The sequence below is a fragment of the Pseudomonas sp. GNP012 genome (assembly GCF_054343835.1).
Genome location: NZ_JBTGUU010000001.1, coordinates 2,527,454 through 2,549,899 on the forward strand (window position 1 = coordinate 2,527,454; position 22,446 = coordinate 2,549,899).

The 22,446-nt window shown below is 60.6% G+C and carries 14 protein-coding genes; 5 read left to right on the plus strand and 9 right to left on the minus strand.

Going from position 1 to position 22,446, the window contains the following annotated elements; all coding sequences use genetic code 11:
• Positions 1-124: 124 nt before the first annotated feature.
• Complete coding sequence (locus ACXX83_RS11315; protein ID WP_458548489.1) at positions 125-2,122, minus strand: alpha-1,4-glucan--maltose-1-phosphate maltosyltransferase; 1,998 nt, start codon at positions 2,120-2,122, stop codon at positions 125-127.
• 203 nt (positions 2,123-2,325) lie between these two features.
• On the opposite strand from ACXX83_RS11315, the gene ACXX83_RS11320 reads away from it, so the two are divergent.
• Together ACXX83_RS11320 and ACXX83_RS11325 are read left to right on the plus strand one after the other, a co-directional pair.
• On the plus strand, positions 2,326-2,493 hold the full coding sequence (locus ACXX83_RS11320) for a hypothetical protein (protein WP_172435747.1): 168 nt from the start codon (positions 2,326-2,328) through the stop codon (positions 2,491-2,493).
• Between the two features lie 246 nt (positions 2,494-2,739).
• Positions 2,740-2,985, plus strand: coding sequence for a hypothetical protein (locus ACXX83_RS11325; RefSeq protein WP_458548490.1), 246 nt, complete (start codon positions 2,740-2,742; stop codon positions 2,983-2,985).
• Here the strand turns inward: ACXX83_RS11325 and ACXX83_RS11330 are convergent.
• A complete protein-coding gene (locus ACXX83_RS11330) occupies positions 2,982-3,482 on the minus strand; it encodes an MgtC/SapB family protein (RefSeq protein ID WP_015095302.1) in 501 nt (166 codons plus the stop codon). The genes ACXX83_RS11325 and ACXX83_RS11330 overlap by 4 nt on opposite strands.
• A 120-nt stretch (positions 3,483-3,602) precedes the next feature.
• On the opposite strand from ACXX83_RS11330, the gene ACXX83_RS11335 reads away from it, so the two are divergent.
• The 3 genes from ACXX83_RS11335 to mapR all read left to right on the plus strand — a co-directional run bounded on the left by ACXX83_RS11335 (position 3,603) and on the right by mapR (position 7,005).
• On the plus strand, positions 3,603-3,836 hold the full coding sequence (locus ACXX83_RS11335) for a DUF3203 family protein (protein WP_458548491.1): 234 nt from the start codon (positions 3,603-3,605) through the stop codon (positions 3,834-3,836).
• A 195-nt stretch (positions 3,837-4,031) separates the two neighbouring features.
• A complete protein-coding gene (gene ccoG / locus ACXX83_RS11340) occupies positions 4,032-5,444 on the plus strand; it encodes a cytochrome c oxidase accessory protein CcoG (protein ID WP_458548492.1) in 1,413 nt (470 codons plus the stop codon).
• Positions 5,445-5,589: 145 nt separating this feature from the next.
• Positions 5,590-7,005 carry a GntR family transcriptional regulator MpaR gene (gene mapR / locus ACXX83_RS11345; protein WP_458548493.1) on the plus strand — a complete coding sequence of 472 codons (1,416 nt, stop codon included), beginning with the start codon at positions 5,590-5,592 and terminating at the stop codon, positions 7,003-7,005.
• A 37-nt stretch (positions 7,006-7,042) separates the two neighbouring features.
• On the opposite strand, the gene ACXX83_RS11350 is transcribed toward mapR, so the two are convergent.
• The 7 genes from ACXX83_RS11350 to ACXX83_RS11380 all read right to left on the minus strand — a co-directional run bounded on the left by ACXX83_RS11350 (position 7,043) and on the right by ACXX83_RS11380 (position 22,396).
• Positions 7,043-9,820 (minus strand): RHS repeat protein, encoded by a 2,778-nt coding sequence (locus ACXX83_RS11350; protein WP_458548494.1) that lies wholly within the window; start codon positions 9,818-9,820, stop codon positions 7,043-7,045.
• Between the two features lie 130 nt (positions 9,821-9,950).
• Complete coding sequence (locus ACXX83_RS11355; RefSeq protein ID WP_458548495.1) at positions 9,951-10,697, minus strand: SDR family oxidoreductase; 747 nt, start codon at positions 10,695-10,697, stop codon at positions 9,951-9,953.
• Between the two features lie 178 nt (positions 10,698-10,875).
• The gene (locus tag ACXX83_RS11360) at positions 10,876-12,957 is read right to left on the minus strand and encodes a putative bifunctional diguanylate cyclase/phosphodiesterase (protein WP_458548496.1); all 2,082 of its coding nucleotides are present in this window, start codon (positions 12,955-12,957) and stop codon (positions 10,876-10,878) included.
• Between the two features lie 296 nt (positions 12,958-13,253).
• Complete coding sequence (locus tag ACXX83_RS11365; RefSeq protein WP_458548497.1) at positions 13,254-14,735, minus strand: efflux transporter outer membrane subunit; 1,482 nt, start codon at positions 14,733-14,735, stop codon at positions 13,254-13,256.
• Positions 14,732-17,839, minus strand: coding sequence for an efflux RND transporter permease subunit (locus ACXX83_RS11370; protein ID WP_458374551.1), 3,108 nt, complete (start codon positions 17,837-17,839; stop codon positions 14,732-14,734). Before ACXX83_RS11370 ends, ACXX83_RS11365 begins: the two co-directional genes overlap by 4 nt.
• A 148-nt stretch (positions 17,840-17,987) precedes the next feature.
• Positions 17,988-21,083 (minus strand): MdtB/MuxB family multidrug efflux RND transporter permease subunit, encoded by a 3,096-nt coding sequence (locus ACXX83_RS11375; RefSeq protein ID WP_458548498.1) that lies wholly within the window; start codon positions 21,081-21,083, stop codon positions 17,988-17,990.
• Positions 21,080-22,396, minus strand: a complete 1,317-nt coding sequence (locus ACXX83_RS11380) for an MdtA/MuxA family multidrug efflux RND transporter periplasmic adaptor subunit (RefSeq protein WP_458548499.1) — start codon at positions 22,394-22,396, stop codon at positions 21,080-21,082. Before ACXX83_RS11380 ends, ACXX83_RS11375 begins: the two co-directional genes overlap by 4 nt.
• Between the last annotated feature and the right edge of the window lie 50 nt (positions 22,397-22,446).

Below are 22,446 nucleotides of genomic sequence, written 5' to 3' on the forward strand. Positions count from 1 at the left end.
AATTCATAAAGGCCGCTCTCAAAGCGCCCCTTGTAGGAGCTGCCGCAGGCTGCGATCTTTTGCTTTACAGCGAAGATCAAAAGATCGCAGCCTGCGGCAGCTCCTACAGGGGGGGGCGGCGCATTCAAGAGGCGGTGATTCGCCAGATCCCGAACGGCTGGTACGCCGGGTCGATCCGCATGAACTGATGCTTGCCGTGCCAGGTCCAGCGATGGCCATTCATCAGGTCTTCGCCCTGGGTGCTGGCGTCGTCAGGCAAACCCATTTCCCACAGCGGCAACTCGAAATTCGCCTCCTGCACGTTGTGCGGATCGAGACTGACCGCCACCAGAATAAAGTTGCTGCCGTCAAAACTGCGTTTGCCGAAGTACAGGATGTTGTCGTTCCAGGCGTTGTAGACCTTCAGGCCCAGATGCGTGTGCAGCGCCGGGTTCTGCCGACGGATGCGGTTGAGCTGGGCAATCTCGGCAATGATGTTGCCCGGCGCGTTGAAGTCCCTGGGGCGGATCTCGTACTTCTCGGAGTCGAGGTACTCCTCCTTGCCCGGCACCGGTGCTGACTCGCACAATTCGAAACCCGAATACATGCCCCACAGGCCCGAGCCCATGGTCGCCAGCACGGCGCGGATGAGGAACCCGGGACGCCCGGATTCATGCAGGAACGCCGGGTTGATGTCCGGTGTATTGACGAAAAAATTCGGCCGATAACACTCGCGCCACGGCGATTCGTTGAGTTCGGTGAAGTAAGTCGCCAGTTCGGCCTTGGTGTTGCGCCAGGTGAAATAGGTATAGCTCTGGGAATAACCGACCTTGCCCAGGCGCGCCATCATCGCCGGGGTCGTAAAGGCCTCGGCAAGGAAGATCACTTCGGGGTACAGCGCCCGTACATCGGCGATCAGCCATTGCCAGAACGGCAACGGCTTGGTGTGCGGGTTATCGACGCGAAAGATCTTCACGCCCTCCTCGACCCAGCCCACCACGATGTCGCGCAGCTCCACCCACAGGCTCGGAATCGCCTCGGGGGCATAGAAGTCGACGTTGACGATGTCCTGGTATTTCTTCGGCGGGTTCTCCGCGTACTTGATCGTGCCGTCAGGCCGCCAGTTGAACCAGCCGGGGTGCTGCTTGAGCCATGGGTGGTCCTGGGAGCACTGGATGGCGAAGTCGAGGGCGATTTCCAGGCCGTGGGCCGCAGCGGCCGACACCAGTCGCCGGAAGTCTTCGCGAGTCCCCAACTGCTTGTGAATCGCCTCGTGGCCGCCCTCCTCGCTACCGATCGCATAGGGACTGCCCGGATCATCGGGGCCTGCCGTCAGCGAGTTGTTCGGGCCCTTGCGGTAACTGCGCCCGATCGGGTGGATCGGCGGGAAATACAGCACATCGAAGCCCATGTCGTGGATCATCGCCAGCCGTGAATGCACGTCATTGAAAGTACCGTGGCGCTCCGGACTGTCGGTGATCGAACGCGGGAACAATTCATACCAACTGGCGAATTGCGCCAGCTCGCGCTCCACATCCACCGGGTACTCCGGGCTCAGGCTGAGGTAAGCACGATGATCGACGCGGGCCATGAGGTCGGCGCTACGTTGGTGCAAAAACAGTGCGACCTGCTCGGTTTCGAGCAGTCCTGCCAGTTCATGGTGCAATGCCGCCAATTGCTCGCTGAGTTGCCCTTCACTGCGCTCGGCGGCTTGCTGCACCTGGATCCGCCCTTCCTGCAATTCGAGGCTGACGGGCACCGCTGCCATATGCTTCTTTTCAAGTTCGTAGCGAAAACTGGCGAACTGGTCGATCCAGGCTTCGATACAGAACAGATAACGGCCCTGACTGTTCACCCGGAACTGCCCCTGCCAACCGTTGTTGCCCAGATCGTGCATGACAGCGCTTTGCCAGACGTCCTCGTCCTCGGCCCGCCAGCGCACGCGAACCGCCAGCTTGTCATGCCCGTCGGCAAAGACCTTGGCCGTCACCACCACATCCTGCCCCACCACCGCCTTGACCGCGAACTGCCCGCCTTCAAGGGTCGGCATGATGTTTTCTATGACTATGCGCGGCAGCAACAGCGCCTGCGACAGCGGCATGTGCGGGTTGTAGCTCAACTCAGTCGGTTTTTCAGCCGTCATCGAGCCTCTCTCCTTACGCCCCATGGACGCGCTTGTGTCGGGTCGCCATCCCGTTGGGCCATCCGCCCCGGGACGTACTCACTTAGGTTCCGAGCGATGGCTGCCGGGAAAAGTTCATCAGCAATTTGCGGAATCAAATCGTTCGCACTGCAGTCCACCAACTTAAGCACGACTCACGCCATGTGCCACTGGAGGCTTGAACCATGACCAATCCATTCCCGGCAGAAACCCCCGATCCAAACATCGACAACCCGGTGATACCGCCGAGCGAACCACAACCGGTGCCCGAACAGGACCCACCCGGCACGACCCCGCCGCCAAGGGAAGAACCGCCAGCGACGATGCCGCCGGTGATTGTGAATCCTGAATGAAGACAGTTGATCGTTCCTGCCTCGACAGCAGGAACGATCATCAAAAATGAATGACGCTTCCCAAGTACCTGTAGTACCGATCCTAAAGCGCCAATTCTGCCCGTCCGACACTTTACGAAACCTGCACCCCGCGCCTTATATAGCCATCACTTCTTCAGCCTTGAGTGTGGTTAGCCATGAAAACGTTTTTTTCCAGCGTCAGCGAATTCACAAACAAAGCTAGCGCACCGCACCACGCGCTACACCGTGAACGACCCACCGACGGCTGGCCATCCCTTGAAAATATTCAACTACGAATTTCTTTGCTTCGAAGCCGAGCGCAATCCCTCTGAACAATCAACCAAAAGTTCAATCATCAGGGAACTGGAGAAACATTTGCTGCACGGTGATATGGACTACAGCCAGCACGAACTCTCGGAAACGAAGAGCAACGAGCAGGACTCAGGCTGTGAAGCGACTGCGCAGACAGGGTTAATCCCTGACAGCTCCTAGGGTTGATGATCCTTGTCAATCAGCTTCACGATCCTCGGCATCACACTGAACACCCCCAGTGCCAACAGCGTGCTGAGCACTGCCGTCGCCTCCCGACCCAGCCCGGTGGCGACGCCGATGGCGGCGGTCATCCACAGGCCGGCGGCGGTGGTCAGGCCCTTGACGTTGCCTTCGTCGCCTTCGTGGTTTTTCAGGATGGTACCGGCCCCGAGAAAGCCGATCCCGGCTATCACGCCCTGCACGACCCGACTCATGGCATCGGCCTGTGAACCGGACATTTGCGGTACCAGCACGAACAGCGCCGCCCCCATCGCCACCAGCATGTGGGTACGCACACCAGCGGCCTTGCCCTGGTGCTCGCGTTCGAATCCGAGAATCCCGCCCAGCAAGGCGGCCATCAACAGACGTACGGTCATCCGCGTCAATTGCGAGGCATCGGTGATGTCGGCGAACTCGGCTTGCAGGGTCACCCAGACTTCGTGCCACCAGGCGTTCATGGTGTTGTCCTTGTGAGGAGCCATGGAGAGTGGACCGCAGCGACCATTAATCGGTTGCACAGAACGATGACCGGCGGTTGCGGCCTGACACTTCAGATACCCCTGAAAAAGGATTCCGCCATGACCGTGCGCATCGATAACCAGACCTGCTTTTTCACCACCGAAAATGGCGAACAGATTCGTCTGTGTCCTGACGTGACCATCGTCACCGATGGTCGCAAAGCCATGTCGGCGGTGGACATCGAAGGCCAGCGCATCTACATCACCGAAGCGGAAGCCGACGCCTTGACCGTCGCAGGCGCGGTGGATGGACGCCGGCACCTGAAATCCAGCGACAGTGATTCGGTGATTTGACTGACGTTGATCAATACCCGCCTCAGCTGTTTTGCCCAGGCGTTTGCACCTTTGTGCGACGGGTGCTTCAAGTTGTCGCAGGCCGGGCGGACACGGCCATCTGATCCGCTTTTTAATGCAATACCTGAGTCTGTTATGCAAACAGATCGCCGCTCATAGTGCTCATGCCTGATGGAGGCTGATGAGCGAAAGACCATGAGCGAAAGAATCCCCGTCCGAACCGTAGAAACATTCGAGCCTCCGCGTCCAAGGACGAAGGCCAAAACCAGCGACAACCTGATCCACACCCGCAGCTTCACCGGGCTGTTTCGCAACCTGCGCATCAGCGGCGCGGGCTTTCTGTTTTTGCTGTTTTTCGGCACCGTGTGGTTGAACTGGGGCGGCCGCCAGGCGGTGCTCTGGGATCTTTCCGAAAGTAAATTCCACATCTTCGGCGCGACTTTCTGGCCGCAGGACTTCATCCTGCTGTCGGCGCTGTTGATCATCGCCGCGTTCGGCCTGTTCGCGATCACCGTGTTTGCCGGCCGGGTCTGGTGCGGCTACACCTGCCCACAAAGTTCGTGGACCTGGATCTTCATGTGGTGCGAGAAAGTCACCGAGGGCGAGCGCAACCAACGGATCAAGCTGCAAGCCGCGCCGTGGGGCGTCAACAAACTGATGCGTCGCTCAGCCAAACACTCCTTGTGGCTGGCCATCAGCCTGTTGACCGGCCTGACCTTCGTCGGCTACTTCACTCCGATCCGACCACTGGCCGAAGAGTTGCTGACCTTGCAAATGAGCGGTGTCAGCCTGTTCTGGGTGTTGTTTTTTACCGGTGCCACCTACATCAATGCCGGCTGGTTGCGTGAAGCGGTGTGCATGCACATGTGCCCTTACGCGCGGTTCCAGAGCGTGATGTTCGACAAGGACACCCTGACCATTTCCTACGACGCGGCCCGTGGCGAAAACCGTGGCCCGCGCAAACGCGAGGTCAAACCCGCCGAGGTCGGTTTGGGCGATTGCATCGACTGCCAGCTCTGCGTACAGGTCTGCCCGACCGGCATCGACATCCGCGATGGCTTGCAGATGGAATGCATCGGTTGCGCCGCGTGCATCGACGCCTGCGATTCGATCATGGACAAAATGGGCTACGCCCGGGGACTGATCAGCTATACCTCCGAACATCAGTTGCAAGGTGGCAAGACGCACCTGCTGCGCCCGCGCCTGATCGGCTACACCGCCGTGCTGCTGGTGATGATCGCCGCCCTGGTGGTGGCATTGATGGAACGGCCGATGGTTTCGCTCGACGTCAGCAAGGACCGGGGCCTGTTTCGCGAAAACAGTCGGGGGCAGATCGAAAACATCTATAGCCTGAAGGTGATCAACAAGACCCAGCAGCGTCAGGACTACCAATTGCGCCTGGTCGATGCCGATGATTTCGAGTTGCAGGGCAAGACAGTGCTGAGCCTGGCGCCGGGCGAGATTGTCGATCTGCCTGTGTCGGTGGCGATGCTCACGGAACGCCCGGCCAGCAGTTCGCAGAGCATCAGCTTCAAAGTGATCGACAGCGATGAGCCTGGCGTCTACAGCGTGGCGAAGAGCCGGTTTGTTGCGCCAATGAATCGCTGAGCCTTTAAGATGCAGAGCGTTAAAGATCGCAGCCTTCGGCAGCTCCTACACACGCAAGCCGATCCATTGTAGGAGCTGCCGAAGGCTGCGATCTTGGCGGTACCCCCGTCCCCTCTTTCCAAAAGACACCCAACCGGGCTTTTTGATGAAACGCTACGAAAAATTCGCCGACGACATCGCAGAACTGATCCGCTCCGGCGTCCTGGGTCCCGGCCAGCGTGTGCCGTCAGTGCGCTACGCCAGCCAGACCTACGGCGTCAGCCCGTCGACGGTGTTCCAGGCCTACTACCTGCTGGAGCGTCGGGGCCTGATCCGCGCCCGTCCGCGCTCCGGCTATTTCGTCAATGCCCATGCGCCGCGACCGTTTTCCGAGCCGGTGATCAGCAGCCAGGTCAACGAATCCACGGAAGTCGACGTCAGCGAACTGGTGTTTTCGGTACTCGACTCGATCAAGGACCCGAACACCGTGACCTTCGGCTCGGCATTCCCCAGCCCGACGCTGTTCCCCCTGCAACGCTTGTCCCGCTCCCTGGCCAGCGCCACCCGCGAGATGGACCCGCGCATGGTGGTCAACGACATGTCGCCGGGCAACCCGCAGCTGCGCCGGCAAATCGCCCTGCGCTACATGGTCGGCGGGCTGATGCTGCCCATGGAAGAACTGCTGATCACCAACGGCGCCCTGGAAGCCCTCAACCTGTGCCTGCAAGCAGTGACGCAACCTGGCGACCTGGTGGCCATCGAAGCACCGGCGTTCTACGCCTGCCTGCAAGTGCTCGAACGCCTGAAACTCAAAGCCGTGGAAATCCCCGTGCACCCGCGCGACGGCATCGACCTCGGCGTGCTCGAACAAACCCTGGAACGCCATCCGATCAAGGCCTGCTGGTGCATGACCAGCTTCCAGAACCCCATGGGCGCCACTGTGCCCGAGGCCAAGAAACAACAGCTCGTGGAACTGCTGCGCCGCCACCAGGTGCCGCTGATCGAAGACGATGTCTACGCCGAACTGTATTACGGTCAACAAGCCCCGAAACCGGCCAAGGCATTCGATACCGAAGGCCTTGTGATGCATTGCGGCTCGTTCGCCAAAAGCCTGGCCCCCGGTTACCGCATCGGCTGGGTCGCCGCCGGGCGCTACGCACAGAAGATCGAACGCCTGAAACTCATGACCTCACTGTGCGCCTCGATGCCGGCCCAGGCAGCGATCGCCGACTACCTGCAACACGGCGGCTACGACCGGCACCTGCGTAAATTGCGTCATGCGCTGGAAGACCAGCAAGCCGCCATGCTCGCCGCCATCGCCCGCTATTTCCCGGCGCAGACGCGAGTGAGCCAACCGGCGGGCGGATACTTTTTGTGGCTGGAATTGCCGGAGCAGATGGATTCGTTGAAGTTGTTTCAGATGGCGCTGGCGCAGGGGATCAGCATTGCACCGGGGCCGATTTTTTCGCCGACGCAGCGGTTCAGAAATTGTATTCGGTTGAATTATGGGAGCCCGTGGGATGAGGCGGCGGAGAAAGCGATGGAGACGTTGGGGCGGATTGTGCGGTCGTTTTTACCTTGATCGTTACTCCGATTCGAACTTTATAATTACGCATTTATTACCGACGGAAAATCTGGTGCTGACGTTTCCGTAACTCTCTTGCCTCACTTAGTCTGCCAGCAGCAGATGCAAGATTGTCGGCATTTCTTAATGCCATTTTATTTCGAGTGCTTGGATTCTCTCTAAATTTCTTTATCGCTGCATGAATATCCTCACTCCGCAGGACTCGAGAAAACTTCTCATGTAACCTGGTTGAAACATCACTTTTTTCAATTTTTTCGTTCAACATCCTGCTTGATAATTTTTCTGTGCGCGAATACCTGCTTCCAGAAGAATTATCACCACCTACCCCATTAACTGAGAGATACCAAAAATCCTTGGAAGCAAATACTTCACGCCGATGTGTAATTTCGTGAATTACTGTAAATGCAAGATCTTTCACATCCAGCCCACGAATTATTTCCGAATTAAAATACACGGAATTTGTTGTATCAGTAGGAAAAACTAACGCTTCAGTTCTTAAATACCTTCCAGCCCCTTTAAACAAAACAACGCTATCCGATTCCGACATTAAAAGCCTAACATTCGATAACGCCTTACGATAACCACCGATTAAATACCCTGGAGCATCAAAGTCAATTATACCAAAGTGATTTCCAATTATCCCAGAATCCTCACTATCAAAATTTGCAGACTCCAACGAAGCCAAAGTATTTTCTAAAATCATTTCTGCCTCTAAGAATGAAGCATGCAACGCTTTCGCAATATCGCGATAATTCATTTTAATTGCTTCCATACCACGCGACTGAATTAGATTTTTCAACCCAAACTCGTTTTCAAGCTCAGTACGGTTTTTTTCCGCCTCACTCGGAGCGTATCCTCTTTTATCTGTATAGATAACCGGACCATTCCTGACAAACCGATAAAAATTCAACCCATCCACATCCCCCGCCGGGTCCGGATTCAACCAGCGCTGCAACCACGGCGCGTAATACCGCGCGCCATAGTAATAAAGCCCTGAAACATCCCGTTCCTTACCCGAATAACGAATGGTCTTGTAACCGGTTTCCACCTCATGTCGCCCTGCCAACCACGCGGTTCCGCCGAAGGGGTAATAGACTTCCTGGCTGATGGTTTTAGCCTGGGCATCCACCTCAAAGGCACTCGATCCCAGGTGATCGTCAAAGCAGTAGCGCCACTGATCGTTGTCCAGTCCTGCAGGCGGCGGACTGTCCCAATGCAGCAGGCGTACGGTGCACCGCCCGGCCTGTACGCTTATCACCTGGAGCCGTTCTCCTGTGGCGCTATTGGCGTGCAGTTCGATGCCCGGCAAGTAACGTACCTCGGGCGTATGCACGATGGATTTCGCGGTGACCTCCCGGTATTTGCGCAGGCGAGCGCCTTCGCTGTCGTAGACATACCTCTCGATGTCGTCAGCGCCTTCAATCCGCGCCACTTGGGTGACTTGGGCTAACTGATTACGCCCATTCCACTGCAAAGCCTGCCCAGGTTGCAGCTCCAGCAGGTTGCCGCGAGCGTCGAACAGCTCGTCAATGGCCGGCTGGCCGGCTCGATCTTTCACGCTGCGATTGCTGTGCGATGCCACGCGCATGATCAAGGTGTCGTCTACCGCGCCGTGATGCAGACGCCGCAGCAGGTTGCCTGCTTCATCGTAGTGATAGGTTTCTGTGTAACTGCACCAGCGACTACCATCCGGCGGGCCGAATCCCTGCCACTCGGGCAACGCCGGCCCCAACGACGGCCTGGCTGTTTCCCAACCGGTGGCGCTGATTAGCTGATAGAGCGTGTCATAGGTGAAGCGCCGCACCGGCTCGATGCGCTGGTTGGCGAAATGCTGAATGGGCAGCGCCGCATCGGCGATTTCGGTGATGTTGCCTGCGGGGTCGTAGCCATAACTGAGCTCCTGCAGAAATCCCTGAGCGGGGCCTTGGGTATCGAGGTTCGTCAGGCGTCCATTGGCCGGGTCATAACTGCTGGTGGTACGCATGCCATTGCCTGCCCGCTCCTGTTCTATCTGGCCAAAGGCGTTGTACTCGATGGCATTGACCAGCGTGTCGGCGACGGATTGGCCAGCCCGTTGTAGCCCGACCGAATGCAGTTGCCCGGCGCGGTCATAGGTGAAATGTCGGGTATGACTTTTGGCGTCGGTTTGATGCGAGAGCTCACCCGAAGGCAGGAAGGACCAGGATGCCCGTGCACCCTCGCCCGGTTCCAGCAGACGGTCGCGCTCCGCTTCTACAAGGGGCCAATCGGGCGGATCAAAACTGTTCAAGAAATGCCGAATCTCAAGCAGTACAGCCGCTGACATCCCGTAATCGGAAAGCAATCGACTCCCTGCCGGATCATCCTGTCGGATCGGCTGACCACAGCGATTGTGCCGGGCCTCTTCATCTGTCGCAGCGCCCCATAGGATGCGCTCGGCACAGCGCTCCACCTCACCGACGCCTTGCTCGAACATCGCCACCGGCCGCAGCGACGAATCATGCTCAGTGCGACGATGCCAACCGCGTTGATCCCATGACTCGATTACCTGCCCGGCTGCACCGGGCAAATCGACTTGCCAGCCAGCATCGACACTGTCGCTGCACAGCGGCTGATTCGAAAGGCTGTAAGTGGTGGACAGGTTTGAAGGCGCATCGAGCAACGCAAACAATCGCGGATCGCGTTGCCGAGCAAGACGGCCGGCCCCGTCATACAGCTGATGCGTGACCCGTGACTCGGGCGGCGCACTGGTCGCGCGACGGTGATAAGCCACCGTACGAACAGCTAAACCGCGAGGGTCGACGGCGTTCAGCGTTGGTGTGTGGATGTGCATGCACAAGGCGCCCGACTTTGAGAGGCTTCAACACACGCAGTGTTCGGTTGCGTGGCTCGTCGCCAATCTAGGCGCCCTTGTCAGCAGCGTCTACTGTCAGAAATAACAGGTGGATGCTTGCGGGCTCAACTCAGCGTCCACCACCAAGATCAACAAATGTCCCCGTTGCATAAGAAGCCTTGTCCGACAACAACCAGACAATCGCCTCCGCCACTTCATCCGGCCGCCCACCGCGGGCCATCGGGATCGCCGACTCAAGCTTGCTGACCCGGTCCGGATCGCCGCTCAAGGCATGGAAATCGGTGTAGATGTAGCCCGGGCGCACCGCGTTGACACGGATCCCCTCTCCCGCCACTTCCTTGGACAGGCCGATGGTGAAGGTGTCCAGCGCGCCTTTTGACGCTGCGTAGTCGACATATTCGTTGGGCGCGCCCAAGCGTGCGGCCACCGAGGACACGTTGACGATACTGCCGCCCTGCCCGCCGTGTTTGGGCGACATGCGCAGGATCGCGTGCTTGGCGCAGAGGATCGGCGCCAGGACGTTGGTTTTCATGATCTTGAGAATGCGGAACTCGGACATTTCGTCGACCCGGGACTTTTGCCCCACGGTCCCGGCGTTATTGACCAGCGCCGTGACCCGGCCCAGTTCATCGTCGACCCGATGGAACAGCGCGATGACTTCGTCTTCGATGCTGACATCGGCCCTTACCGCAATGGCTTGCGCACCGAGGGCGCGGACTTGCTCCAGCACGCCGAGTGCGGCCTTTTCGTCCGCCTGGTAATTGATGCAGATCCGATAGCCCTGCGCGGCGGCCAACAGTGCGGTGGCGGCACCAATGCCGCGGCTGCCGCCGGTGATGACGATGACTTTGTCCATGCGAGCCTTCCCCCAATCAAAGCTTAAGCGGTCGGGGGCAAGAATAACCGCCATTGGTGGTTTTTGCATGGCTTCGGTGGCGTTTGCACAGACGCCATCGCGGGCAAGCCACGCTCCCACAGAATATGCAAAACCTGTGGGAGCGTGGCTTGCCCGCGATGAACGATGACACAGACTGTCAAGCCAGCGCCAATCGCTCCGAGCGATGGATTTCCATCATGAAACCTTCGGCCGGCAGCGGATGCCCCAGCAGGTAACCCTGTAACGAGTCGCAGCCGAGTTGCGTCAGGAAGTCCTGCTGCGACCCCGTCTCCACACCCTCGGCAACGATGCGCAACCCCAACGCCTGGCCGAGAGCCACGATGGCCGAAACGATGGCGGCGTCATCGCTGTCGTGCTCCGGGTCACGGACAAAACCGCGGTCGATCTTCAGTTCGTTGGCCGGCAAGCGCTTGAGGTACATCAAACTCGAATAACCGGTGCCAAAATCGTCGATGGACAGGTCGACACCCATTTCCGAGAGTTCCTGAAGCACCGTCATGCTCGCGTCGGCATCGCTCATGGCGGTGGTTTCAGTGATTTCCAGGGTCAGGCTATTGGCCGGCAGATGGTGAGTCGCCAATGCCTTGGCGACGCTCTGGACCAGTCCGGCATGGCAAAACTGGATGGCCGACAGGTTCACGGCGATGCGCCAATCGGTGTAGCCCAGCACGTACCACTCGCGCATCTGGCGGCACGCTTCGTTGAGCACCCACTCGCCGATCGGAATGATCAGCCCGGTCTTTTCCGCCAGTTCGATGAATTTGTCCGGCAACAGCAAGCCTTGCGTCGGATGCTCCCAGCGCAACAGGGCCTCGGCGCCCACCGGCCGGCCATTGGCGGCATCGAACTTGGGCTGGTAATGCAGGCTGAATTCCTGATGCTCCACGGCATTGCGCAGGTCCTGCAACAATTGCAGTTGCTTACGCGCGTTGGTGTTCATCGAGGCGTCGAAAAAGCTGTAGCCGTTTTTACCCGCGCCCTTGGCGTGGTACATCGCCGCGTCGGCGTTCATCAGCAATTCGTGGGCGGACTGCCCGTTACCCGGATAGAGCGCGATGCCGACACTGGCGGAAATGTGCAAATCATGTTCGGCAACCCGGAACGCCCGTGCAATCAACCCGACCTGGCGGGCCGCGAGGTTCAAGGCATCGTTCTGCTCGCTCAATTGCACCAGCAACACGAACTCATCGCCGCCGATCCGCGCCAGGGTGTCCTGGCTGCGCAAGTCTTCGCGCAGGCGCAGGGCCACTTCGCGCAAAAGCAGGTCGCCCATGTGGTGACCGAAGGCATCGTTGACGGGTTTGAAGCCGTCCAGGTCGATGAACATCAGGGCAAAGCAACCGCCCTGTTCACGAACCCGGGACATGGCCTGATCGATTCGGTCGGCGAGCAACGTCCGGTTCGGCAACCCGGTGAGGGTGTCGTGCAGGGCCAGTTGGGTCAGTTCACGGTTGGCTTCGGTCAGCGACTGGGCCAGGCTTGCGGTGCGAGCCTCCAGGCGCGCATCGAGGATCGAGGTCAGCAAGGCAATGCACAGCACCGCCAATGTGGTGATCAGCACCAGGTTGTCCAGGCCCTTGCCATTCAGGCCGTTGACCGCCGCCCCGCAAAAGCTGCCATCGGCAAAGCGTGCAGCGGCCATCCCGGTGTAGTGCATGCCGACGATGGCGATGCCCATGATCACGGCGGCACCGCCACGGATCAGGCGGACATAAGGCGTGTGTTGGCGTAAATGGAACGCGATCCACAATGCCGCGCCCGAGGCAGCGACAGCGATGATCAGCGAAGCGCCGAACAGCGTCGGGTCATAGTCGATGCCTGGTTGCATGCGCATGGCCGCCATACCGGTGTAGTGCATCGCGCTGATGCCGGCGCCCATGACCAGCGCGCCAAAGGCCAGTTGCCAGGCCGGCAGTTTTGGCTGGCTGACCAGCCACAGCGCAAAACCGCTGGAGAGCACGCCGATCAACAGCGACAACAGGGTGATTGCGCCGTCATAGCCCAGATCGATCGGCAGATTGAATGCGAGCATGCCGATAAAGTGCATCGACCAGATGCCAATGCCCATGGCAATGGCCCCGCCCGCGGTCCACAAATGCACGGCGCGGCCTTTGGCAGTGGCAATGCGTCCGGTCAGGTCGAGTGCGGTATATGAGGCGAGAATCGCGACAAAGAGCGAAATGATAACCAGGGTGGGGGAATAGCTACCGATGAGCATGCGGACTTCTCGCGAATACCCCCATTAATGGTATTGATTCTCGCCGGGGGAAAATGCGGCGATTGTACTGATTCCGAATGAGAACGCACTCACAAAATGAGCAAAGGGCCATCAGTCCGATGAAACGCTTGTTTTAAGGTTTTACATCAACTCGCATCAAGCTGCTGGCACCACAAAACCTGTGGGAGCGAGCTTGCTCGCGATAGCGGTGGGTCAGGCAACATCCATGCTGAATGTGACTCAGCCATCGCGAGCAAGCTCGCTCCCACAGGGATTGCAGCGTGCGTTAGATTGCGTTATCGGCTCTCGCTCACTTCAAGCTGCCCGTCCCAGCCACCGCCCAGCGCGGCGATCAACTGCACGCTGGCGATCAGGCGGCTTTGCAACAGGTCCAGGTTGCTGCGCTCATTGTTCAGCGCCGCCGCCTGGGTCACTACCACATCGATGTATGCGATCAAGCCAGCCTTGTACTGGTTCTGGGTTAGGCGCAACGATTCACGGGCAGCGTCCAGCGCCTGTTGGCGCACGACGGCCTCATCCTGCAGCACCTTGAGTTGCACCAGGAAGTTTTCAACTTCGCGAAATCCGTCCAGCACGGTCTGGCGGTACTTGGCCACAGTTTCGTCATAGGCCGCTTCACTGCGGTCGACTTCCGCCGAGCGCTGGCCGCCGTCGAACAGGGTCATGGCCAATTGCGGCCCGACCGACCAGAAGCGGTTCGGCAGGCTGAACAAGTCTTTCGAGGTACTGCTGCTGTAACCACCGTTCAAGCTCAGGGTCAGGTCCGGGTAATAGGCCGCCTTGGCCACACCGATGTTGGCGTTGGCAGCCATCACCGAGCGTTCGGCCGAAGCGATGTCCGGGCGACGCTCCAGCAACTGCGAAGGCAGGGCGACCGGCACTTGCGGCAACTGCGGAATGTCCTGGCTTTCCGCCAGGCTGAACTGCGCCGGCGGCAGGCCGATCAGCACGGCAACGGCGTTCTCGAACTGGGCACGTTGCCAGATCAGGTCGATCATGTCCGCTTCGGTGCTCTTGAGCTGGGTCTGGGCCTGGGCCACGGCGTCCTTGCCGGATACGCCGGCGCGGTACTGGTTCTCGGTCATCTTCAGGGAGCGCTGATAAGCCTCGACCGTGTCCTGGAGCAGGCGTTTCTGGCCATCGATCACGCGCAATTGCAGGTAATTCTGCACCAGTTCCGACTGTTGACTCAGGCGCATGGCCGCCAGATCGGCGAAGCTTGCCTGGGCATTCGCGGTGTCGGCTTCCAGGCCACGGCGCAGCTTGCCCCACACATCCGCCTCCCAACTGACGCCCGCCTGGGCCGAATACGTGTCGCGAATACCGCTGGACGAACTGCTCAGGCTGGAGCTGCTGCTGCCTGTGCCCTGGCTTGAACGGTTCTTGCTGACGTTCAGGTCGACCGTGGGGAAAAACGCCCCGCGTGCGCTGCGCACCAAGGCCTGGGCCTGGCGGTACTGGGCTTCGGACTGGGCGACGGTCTGGTTGGCGCTGTTGAGCTTCTCGATCAGGCCATTGAGCTGTTGATCACCATACAGCTCCCACCATGCGCCGCGCGCCAGGGCATCGCTCGGGTTGGCCTGGCGCCAGCCTTCTGCTGCCTTGTACTGCGCAGGTTCCGCGGTTTGCGGGCGCTGGTAATCCGGGCCGACGGCGCAGGCACTGAGCATCGCCACGCACAGTGACAGGCTCAGCAGACGCGAGCCTCGAGCCGTGATCAGCGGTGCAGCCAGGTTGAAAAGCGAACGTTCAGTCATAGCGGAGTTTCCAGAGCAGCATCGGTACGCACCCCACGCCATTTGTTGAAGCGATGGCGCAGTTTGTCGAGATAGAGGTAAACCACTGGCGTGGTGTAAAGCGTCAGCACCTGGCTGAAGATCAACCCGCCGATGATGGTCAGGCCCAGCGGCTGGCGCATTTCCGCCCCTTCGGCGCGGCTCAGGAGCAACGGCAAGGCACCGAGGATCGCCGCCAGGGTGGTCATCAGGATCGGTCGCAAACGTTGCAGGCAGGCACTGCGAATCGATTCCAGCGGCGCCATGCCCTGATGCCGCTCCAGCTGCAACGCCAGGTCGATCATCAGAATGGCGTTTTTCTTGACCACGCCGATCAGCAGAAACAGCCCCAGCAACGAAATCAGGCTGAACTCGCCGCCCAGCGCATAGATCGACAGCAACGCGCCGACCCCGGCGGACGGCAGGGTGGACAGGATGGTCAGCGGGTGAATGTAGCTTTCGTACAGCACCCCCAACACCAGATACACCGCCACCAGCGCCCCCAGAATCATCCACGGCTGGCTTTTCTGGGTCGCCGCGAAAGCGTCGGCTGTGCCGGCCATTTTCGCGATCACTTCTTCCGGCAGCCCGACCTTGGCAATCGCCCGCTCGATGGCGGCACCACCCTGCTCCACGGTCACGCCTTCAGCCATGTCGAAGGCAATGCTTTCCGAGGCGAACTGGCCCTCGTGGCTGACCCGGTCGTTTTCCAGGCTGTTTTCGTAATGGGCGATGGTCGACAGCGGGATCCGCGCGCCATCGGCGGTGATCACCTGGACCTGCTTGAGGGTGATCGGGTCCTGGGCGTATTTCGGGTTGACCTCCATCACCACCTGATACTGGTTGAGGCTGTCGTAGATGGTCGAAATCTGCCGCTGGCTGTAGGCGTTGTTCAGCACCGCCGTGACCATGTCCATGTCGACACCCAGGCGTTTGGCCTGGTCGCGGTCGACGATCAGGGTCACTTGCCGGGCGCCCCGGCCTTCCCGCGCATCGATGGCCGTCAGTTCCGGCAAGGCCCTGAGCGCGGTGACGACTTTCGGATACCACTCGCGCAATGCCCCGAGATCCCCACTTTGCAGGATGTAGGAGTATTGCGAGGTGGTTTGCTCACGGCCGCCACCGAACTGCAGGTCCTGGTCGGCCATGAGCATCAGTTGTGCGCCGGGCACCTTGGGCATTTCCTTGCGCAGGCGTTCGATGACTTTCTGCGCTGAAATGTTGCGTTCCTTGATCGGTTTCAGCCGCACCAGCATGAAGGCGTTGTTGGTGCCGTTGCTGCCGCCGATGAATCCGGCGACGCTTTCTACCGCTTCATCCTTGAGCACCGCACGACGGAAAATCTCCATCTTCGGCTGCATCACGCTGAACGACAGGCCGTCGTCGCCGCGCACGAAACCGATCAGCTGACCGGTATCCTGCTGAGGTAAAAATGTTTTAGGAACAACAATATACAGCGCAATGTTGACACCGATTGTCACAAACAGGCTGAGCAACGTCAGGCGTTTGTGGCGCAGCACCCAGTCGAGGCTGGTGGCGTATTTGCCGACCATCCAGTCGTTGGCCCGCCGGCTCCAGCGTTGCAGGCGGTTCTCCTGCCCCGGCGTGTGCGGCTTGAGCCAGCGGGCGCAGAGCATCGGGGTCAGGGTCAATGACACCAGCAGCGAAACCACGATGGCCGCCGCCAGGGTGATGGAGAATTCCCGGAACAGGCTTTCAATGATCCCGCCCATGAACAGGATCGACAGGAACACCGCCACCAGCGACACGTTCATCGACAGCAGGGTGAAGCCGACTTCCTGGGCGCCGAGGTAGGCCGCCTTCATCGGTCGCACGCCTTCGTCGATGTGCCGGGAAATGTTCTCCAGCACCACGATGGCATCGTCCACCACCAGCCCGGTGGCCAGGATCAGCGCCATCAGCGACAGGTTGTTCAGCGAAAAGCCGTAGAGGTACATCACGGCAAAGGTACCGACCAGCGACACCGGCACCGCCAGGGTCGGGATCAGCGAGGCGCGGAAGTTACCGAGGAACAGGAACACCACCAGGATCACCAGCGCCACGGCGATCAGCAGGGTCATTTCCGCTTCGTGCAGCGTGGCCTTGATCACCGGGGAACGGTCCATGGCCAGGTTCAGCTTGACGCTGGCCGGCAACACCGCCTGCAACGCCGGCAACTGCGCCTTGATCTCGTTGACCGTCTCGATGATGTTGGCGCCGGCCTGCCGGTTGATCACCAGCAGCACCGCCGCGTCGTCGTTGAAGAAACCGCTGTTGTAACGATCTTCGACGCCGTCGCTGACCTTGGCCACGTCCTTGAGGCGCAGGGCCGCGCCGCCGTTGTAGTGGATGATCAGCGACTCGTAGTCCTTGGCTTTTTCCAGCTGGTCGTTGGCCTGGACCTGCCACAGACGTTGATCGTCCTCCACCGAGCCCTTGGGCCGGCGTACGTTGGCATTGGCGATGGTGTTGCGCACATCGTCCAGGGCCACGCCGTACTGGTTCAGCGCCTGCGGTTCGAGTTCGATACGCACCGCCGGCAGCGAACTGCCGCCGATCTGCACCTCGCCGACGCCCTGCACCTGGGACAGGCTCTGGGACAGGATCGTCGAAGCCAGGTCATAGAGCTGACCTTTTTCCAGCACATCGGACGTCAGCGACAGCACCATGATCGGCGCCTGGGACGGGTTGACCTTCTTGTAGGTCGGCATGCTGCGCATCCCGCTGGGCAGCAGATTGCGCGAGGCGTTGATGGCCGCCTGCACCTCCCGCGCCGCACCGTTGATGTCGCGGTCGAGGTCGAATTGCAGGATCACCCGGGTCGAGCCCTGGCTGGAGCGGCTGCTCATGGTGTTGACCCCGGCAATCGCGCCGAAAGAGCGTTCCAGCGGCGTGGCCACCGTCGACGCCATCACCTCGGGGCTGGCGCCGGGCAGGCTGGCCTGGACCACGATCACCGGAAAGTCCATTTGCGGCAGCGGCGACACGGGCAGCAAACCGAAGCTCACGCCACCCAGCAGCATGATGGCCAGGCTCAGCAACATGGTCGCGACCGGGCGCTTGATGAAAGGTCCCGAGAGATTCATCGATGACTGCTCCCAGCCCCAACCCACGAGCCCTGCAGCCCCCCTGTGGGAGCGGGCTTGCTCGCGAAGAGGGCCATGCATTCAACATCCCTGTCGCCTGACCGGACGCCTTCGCGAGCAAGCCCGCTCCCACAGGTTAGGCAGGCCGTCATACCGCCGTCTCCTGAGCGCCGGTCTTGCCAAAGCGCCGACCGAGACGATCGAAATACAGGTAGATCACAGGCGTAGTGAACAGGGTCAAAACCTGGCTCAGCAACAGGCCGCCGACCATCACCAACCCCAGCGGCTGGCGCAGTTCCGCACCGGAACCGGTGGCCAGCATCAACGGCACGGCACCGAAGAGCGCCGCCAGGGTCGTCATCAGGATCGGCCGGAAACGCAGCAAGGCGGCCTGATAGATCGCCGTTTGCGGGTCCATGCCCTGGTTACGCTCGGCGTCGAGCGCGAAGTCGATCATCATGATCGCGTTCTTCTTGACGATGCCGATCAGCAGAATGATGCCGATGATCGCGATCATGCCCAGGTCGTTGCCACTGAGGATCAACGCCAGCAAGGCGCCCACCGCCGCCGACGGCAAGGTCGATAGAATGGTGATCGGGTGGATGTAGCTCTCGTAGAGCACGCCCAGCACTATGTACATGGTCACCACCGCCGCCAGGATCAGCAGCAAGGTGCTCGACAACGAAGCCTGGAACGCCTGCGCCGCGCCCTGGAATTGGGTCTGCACGCCAATCGGCATGCCGATGTCCTTCTGCACCTGCTCGATGATCTCGACCGCATGCCCCAGCGCCACGCCGGGCGCGAGGTTGAAGGACATCATCACCGCCGGGAACTGGCCGATGTGGGTGATCGCCAGCTGCGCCTGGCGCTCCTCGATATGCGCCAGGCTGGACAGGCGTACCTGACCGCCATCGGTGGTCTTGACGTGAATCTGGTTCAACGCATCCGGGCCGATCTTCTCGCCGGACTGCGATTGCAGGACCACGCGGTACTGGCTCGCCTGGGTGTAGATCGTGGAAATCTGCCGCTGACCGAAGGCGTCGTACAGCGCATCGGTGATGTTCGACACCGACACCCCGACCCGCGACGCCGCATCGCGGTCGATCACCAGATAAACCTGCAGGCCCTTGTCCTGAAGATCGCTGGCCACGTCGGTCAATTCCGGGCGGTCGGCCAAGGCCTCCACCAGGCGCCCGCTCCACAGGCTCAGCAGCTCCGAGTCCGGCGACGACATGCTGAACTGGTACTGCGTACGACTGACCCGGTCCTCGATGGTCAGGTCCTGCACCGGCTGCATGAACAGGCGGATGCCGACCAGCTTGTCGAGCTCCGGTTGCAGGCGGGCAATCACTTGCGTTGCACTCAGGTCACGGTCGCGGTGCGACTTGAGGTTGATCAGCAAACGACCGCTGTTGAGGGTCGAGTTGTCGCCGTCCACGCCAATGTAGGAGGACAGGCTCTCAACCGCCGGGTCGGCCAGAATCACCTTGGCCAGCTCCTGCTGACGCTCGCTCATGGCGGCGAAGGAAATCGATTGCGGCGCTTCGGAAATACCCTGGATAACCCCGGTGTCCTGCACCGGGAAGAAGCCCTTGGGCACTACCATGTACAGGAATACCGTGAGCGCCAGGGTGCCGATGGCCACCATCAAGGTCAGGGGCTGGTGCTTGAGCACCCACTGCAACTGGCGTCCGTAAGCGGCGATCATCCAGTCGATGAACGCACCGCTGGCGCGATAGAAACGCCCCTGTTCGGCTTCCTTGGGTTCGCGCTTGAGCAACCGCGCGCACATCATCGGCGTCAGCGTCAGGGAAACCACCAGGGAAATCAGGATCGCCACCGCCAGCGTAATGGCGAACTCGCGGAACAAGCGCCCGACCACGTCCGCCATGAACAGCAGCGGGATCAGCACGGCGATCAGCGACAACGTCAGGGAAATCAGGGTGAACCCGATCTGCTTGGCGCCCTTGAGCGCCGCGTTCAGCGGGCTATCGCCCTCCTCGATGAAGCGCGCAATGTTTTCCAGCATGACGATCGCATCGTCCACCACGAAACCGGTGGCGATGGTCAGGGCCATCAGGGTCAGGTTGTTGACCGAGAACCCGGCCAGGTACATCACGCCGAACGTGCCGATCAGCGACAGCGGCACGGCCACCGACGGAATGATCGTGGCGCTGGCGCGACGCAGGAACAGGAAGGTGACCATGACCACCAGGGCGATGGCGATCAGCAATTCGTGCTGCACGTCCTTGACCGAGGCGCGGATGGTCTGGGTGCGATCGGTCAGCACCACCACGTCGAGGCCGGCCGGCAGGTTGTCGGTGATGCTCGGCAGCAAGGCCTTGATCCGGTCCACCACCTCGATCACGTTGGCACCGGGCTGACGCTGGATGTTGAGCAGTATGGCCTGGTTCTCGTTGGCCCATGCCGCGAGGCGTTCGTTCTCGGCGCCGTCGACGATTTCAGCGACGTCCTTGAGCCGCAACGGCGCGCCGTTGGCATAGGCCAGAATCAGGTTGGCGTAGTCCTTGGGCGACGTCAGTTGATCGTTGGCATCGAGCATCGAGACCCGGGTCGGGCCGTCGAAGTTGCCCTTGGGCTGGTTGACGTTGGAGGCGCCGATCAGGGTGCGCACGTCCGACAGGTTCAAGCCGTTGGCCGCCAGGGCCTCCGGGTTGACCTTGATCCGCACAGCCTGGCGTTGACCACCGGCAATGCTGACCATGCCGACGCCGCTGATCTGGGCGATTTTCTGCGCCATGCGCGTATCGACCAGATCGTTGAGCTTGGGCAGCAGCATGGTCTTGGAGGTGATGGCCAGGGTCAGCACCGGCGTGTCGGCCGGGTTGACCTTGTTGTACACCGGCGGGGCCGGCAGGTCCTTGGGCAGCAGGTTGGTGGCCGCGTTGATCGCCGCCTGCACCTGTTGCTCAGCCACGTCCATGTTGATGTCGAGGCTGAACCGCAGGGTCAGCACCGACGCCCCGCCGGAACTGGTGGAGGCCATTTGTGTCAGGCCGGGCATCTGCCCGAACTGCCGTTCAAGCGGCGCGGTCACCGCGCTGGTCATGACGTCCGGGCTGGCGCCAGGGTACAGGGTCATGACGCGAATGGTCGGGTAATCGACCTGGGGCAACGCCGACACCGGCAGCAGCCGATAGGCAATGACGCCGGCCAGGATAATCGCCAGCATGCTCAGCGTGGTGGCTACCGGGCGAAGGATGAACAGCCGCGAGAGGTTCATGCGCCACCCTTTTTCGCCTTGTCAGTGGTCGCAGGCTCAGCCGCGTTGACCGCCGACTTGCCTTGCAGGTGTTCGGTTGGCGTGGTCGGCACGTCCTGGCTGTCGTTGACCACCTCCACGTCGCTGCCGTCTTTGAGGCGGTCAGTGCCTTCCAGTACGACCCGGTCGCCCGCGGACAGGCCTTCGGTGACCACGGTGTTCAGGCCGTCACTGGCGCCGACTTTCAACTGACGGATCTTGACCTTCTTGTCACCGTCCAGGACATAGGCGAACGTGCCGTTGGTGCCGAACTGGATCGCGGCGGACGGTGCGAGCACCACGTTTTTGAGGGTGTCGGCCAGCAGGCGCACATTGACGAACTGGTTCGGGAACAGCGATTGATCGCGGTTCTCGTAGCGAGCCTTGAATTTCAGGGTGCCGGTGGTGACGTCGATCTGGTTGTCCAGGCTCTGCAGCACGCCAGTGGCCTGCAACTTGGTATCGCCTCGATCCCAGGCTTCGGCCGGCAATCTGGCACCGCTGCGATAACGGGCGAGCACGGTGTCGAGGCTGTTTTCCGGGAGGGTGAAGACCACGCTGATCGGTTGGGTCTGGGTGATGATCGCCAAGGCGGTGGTGTCGTTGGCCGCCACCAGGTTGCCGACGTCCAGTTGACGCAGGCCCACGCGACCGGTGATGGGTGCGCGGATCCGGGTGAATTCAAGGTTGAGCTTGGCATCGTTGACCGCTGCCTGATTGGTCTTGACCGTGCCCTGGAACTGACCGACCAGCGCTTCGGCGGTGTCCAGGGTCTGCTTGGCAATGCTGTCTTCGCGGTACAGGCCGCGATAGCGCTCGACATCGACCTGGGCGTTTTTCAATTGCGCCTGATTCTGCAGCAAGGTGCCTTCGGCCTGGAGCAAGGCGTTCTGGTAAGGGCGCGGGTCGATTTCAGCCAGCAGGTCGCCGGCCTTGACCATCTGCCCTTCTTCGAAATGAATCTTGACCAGCTCACCGCCGACGCGGCTGCGGACGTTGATGGTGTTCAGCGCCGTGACCGTGCCCAGCGCCTTGAAATACAGCGGGAAGTCGCCGGTGACGGCCGCAGCCACGCGCACCGGTACCGGCCCTGACGCACCGCCGAACCCCGGGCGCATGCCCCCCGATCGGCCGGTATGCCCGGCAACGGCTTTCTGTCCCGCAGCCTCTTTGGGTGCAGCACTGCCAGGCCAGAATTTCCAGCACAGGGCGGCGATGACCAACAGGACGAGCAGGCCGAACAGCCAGCGACGGGGACTACGGGAAGCGGAGGATTGCATTGAGTGATCAACCATTGGGCGCGTGGGCTTTTTTACATGAGGCTGAACGATAAGCACTGGCGGGT

Bases quoted from the DNA above. Each gene is read 5' to 3' on its own strand.
- ACXX83_RS11315 (WP_458548489.1), bottom strand. From the start codon at position 2,122: ATGACGGCTGAAAAACCGACTGAGTTGAGCTACAACCCGCACATGCCG.
- ACXX83_RS11320 (WP_172435747.1), top strand. From the start codon at position 2,326: ATGACCAATCCATTCCCGGCAGAAACCCCCGATCCAAACATCGACAAC.
- ACXX83_RS11330 (WP_015095302.1), bottom strand. From the start codon at position 3,482: ATGAACGCCTGGTGGCACGAAGTCTGGGTGACCCTGCAAGCCGAGTTC.
- ACXX83_RS11335 (WP_458548491.1), top strand. From the start codon at position 3,603: ATGACCGTGCGCATCGATAACCAGACCTGCTTTTTCACCACCGAAAAT.
- ccoG (WP_458548492.1), top strand. From the start codon at position 4,032: ATGAGCGAAAGAATCCCCGTCCGAACCGTAGAAACATTCGAGCCTCCG.
- mapR (WP_458548493.1), top strand. From the start codon at position 5,590: ATGAAACGCTACGAAAAATTCGCCGACGACATCGCAGAACTGATCCGC.
- ACXX83_RS11350 (WP_458548494.1), bottom strand. From the start codon at position 9,820: ATGCACATCCACACACCAACGCTGAACGCCGTCGACCCTCGCGGTTTA.
- ACXX83_RS11355 (WP_458548495.1), bottom strand. From the start codon at position 10,697: ATGGACAAAGTCATCGTCATCACCGGCGGCAGCCGCGGCATTGGTGCC.
- ACXX83_RS11360 (WP_458548496.1), bottom strand. From the start codon at position 12,957: ATGCTCATCGGTAGCTATTCCCCCACCCTGGTTATCATTTCGCTCTTT.
- ACXX83_RS11365 (WP_458548497.1), bottom strand. From the start codon at position 14,735: ATGACTGAACGTTCGCTTTTCAACCTGGCTGCACCGCTGATCACGGCT.
- ACXX83_RS11370 (WP_458374551.1), bottom strand. From the start codon at position 17,839: ATGAATCTCTCGGGACCTTTCATCAAGCGCCCGGTCGCGACCATGTTG.
- ACXX83_RS11375 (WP_458548498.1), bottom strand. From the start codon at position 21,083: ATGAACCTCTCGCGGCTGTTCATCCTTCGCCCGGTAGCCACCACGCTG.
- ACXX83_RS11380 (WP_458548499.1), bottom strand. From the start codon at position 22,396: ATGGTTGATCACTCAATGCAATCCTCCGCTTCCCGTAGTCCCCGTCGC.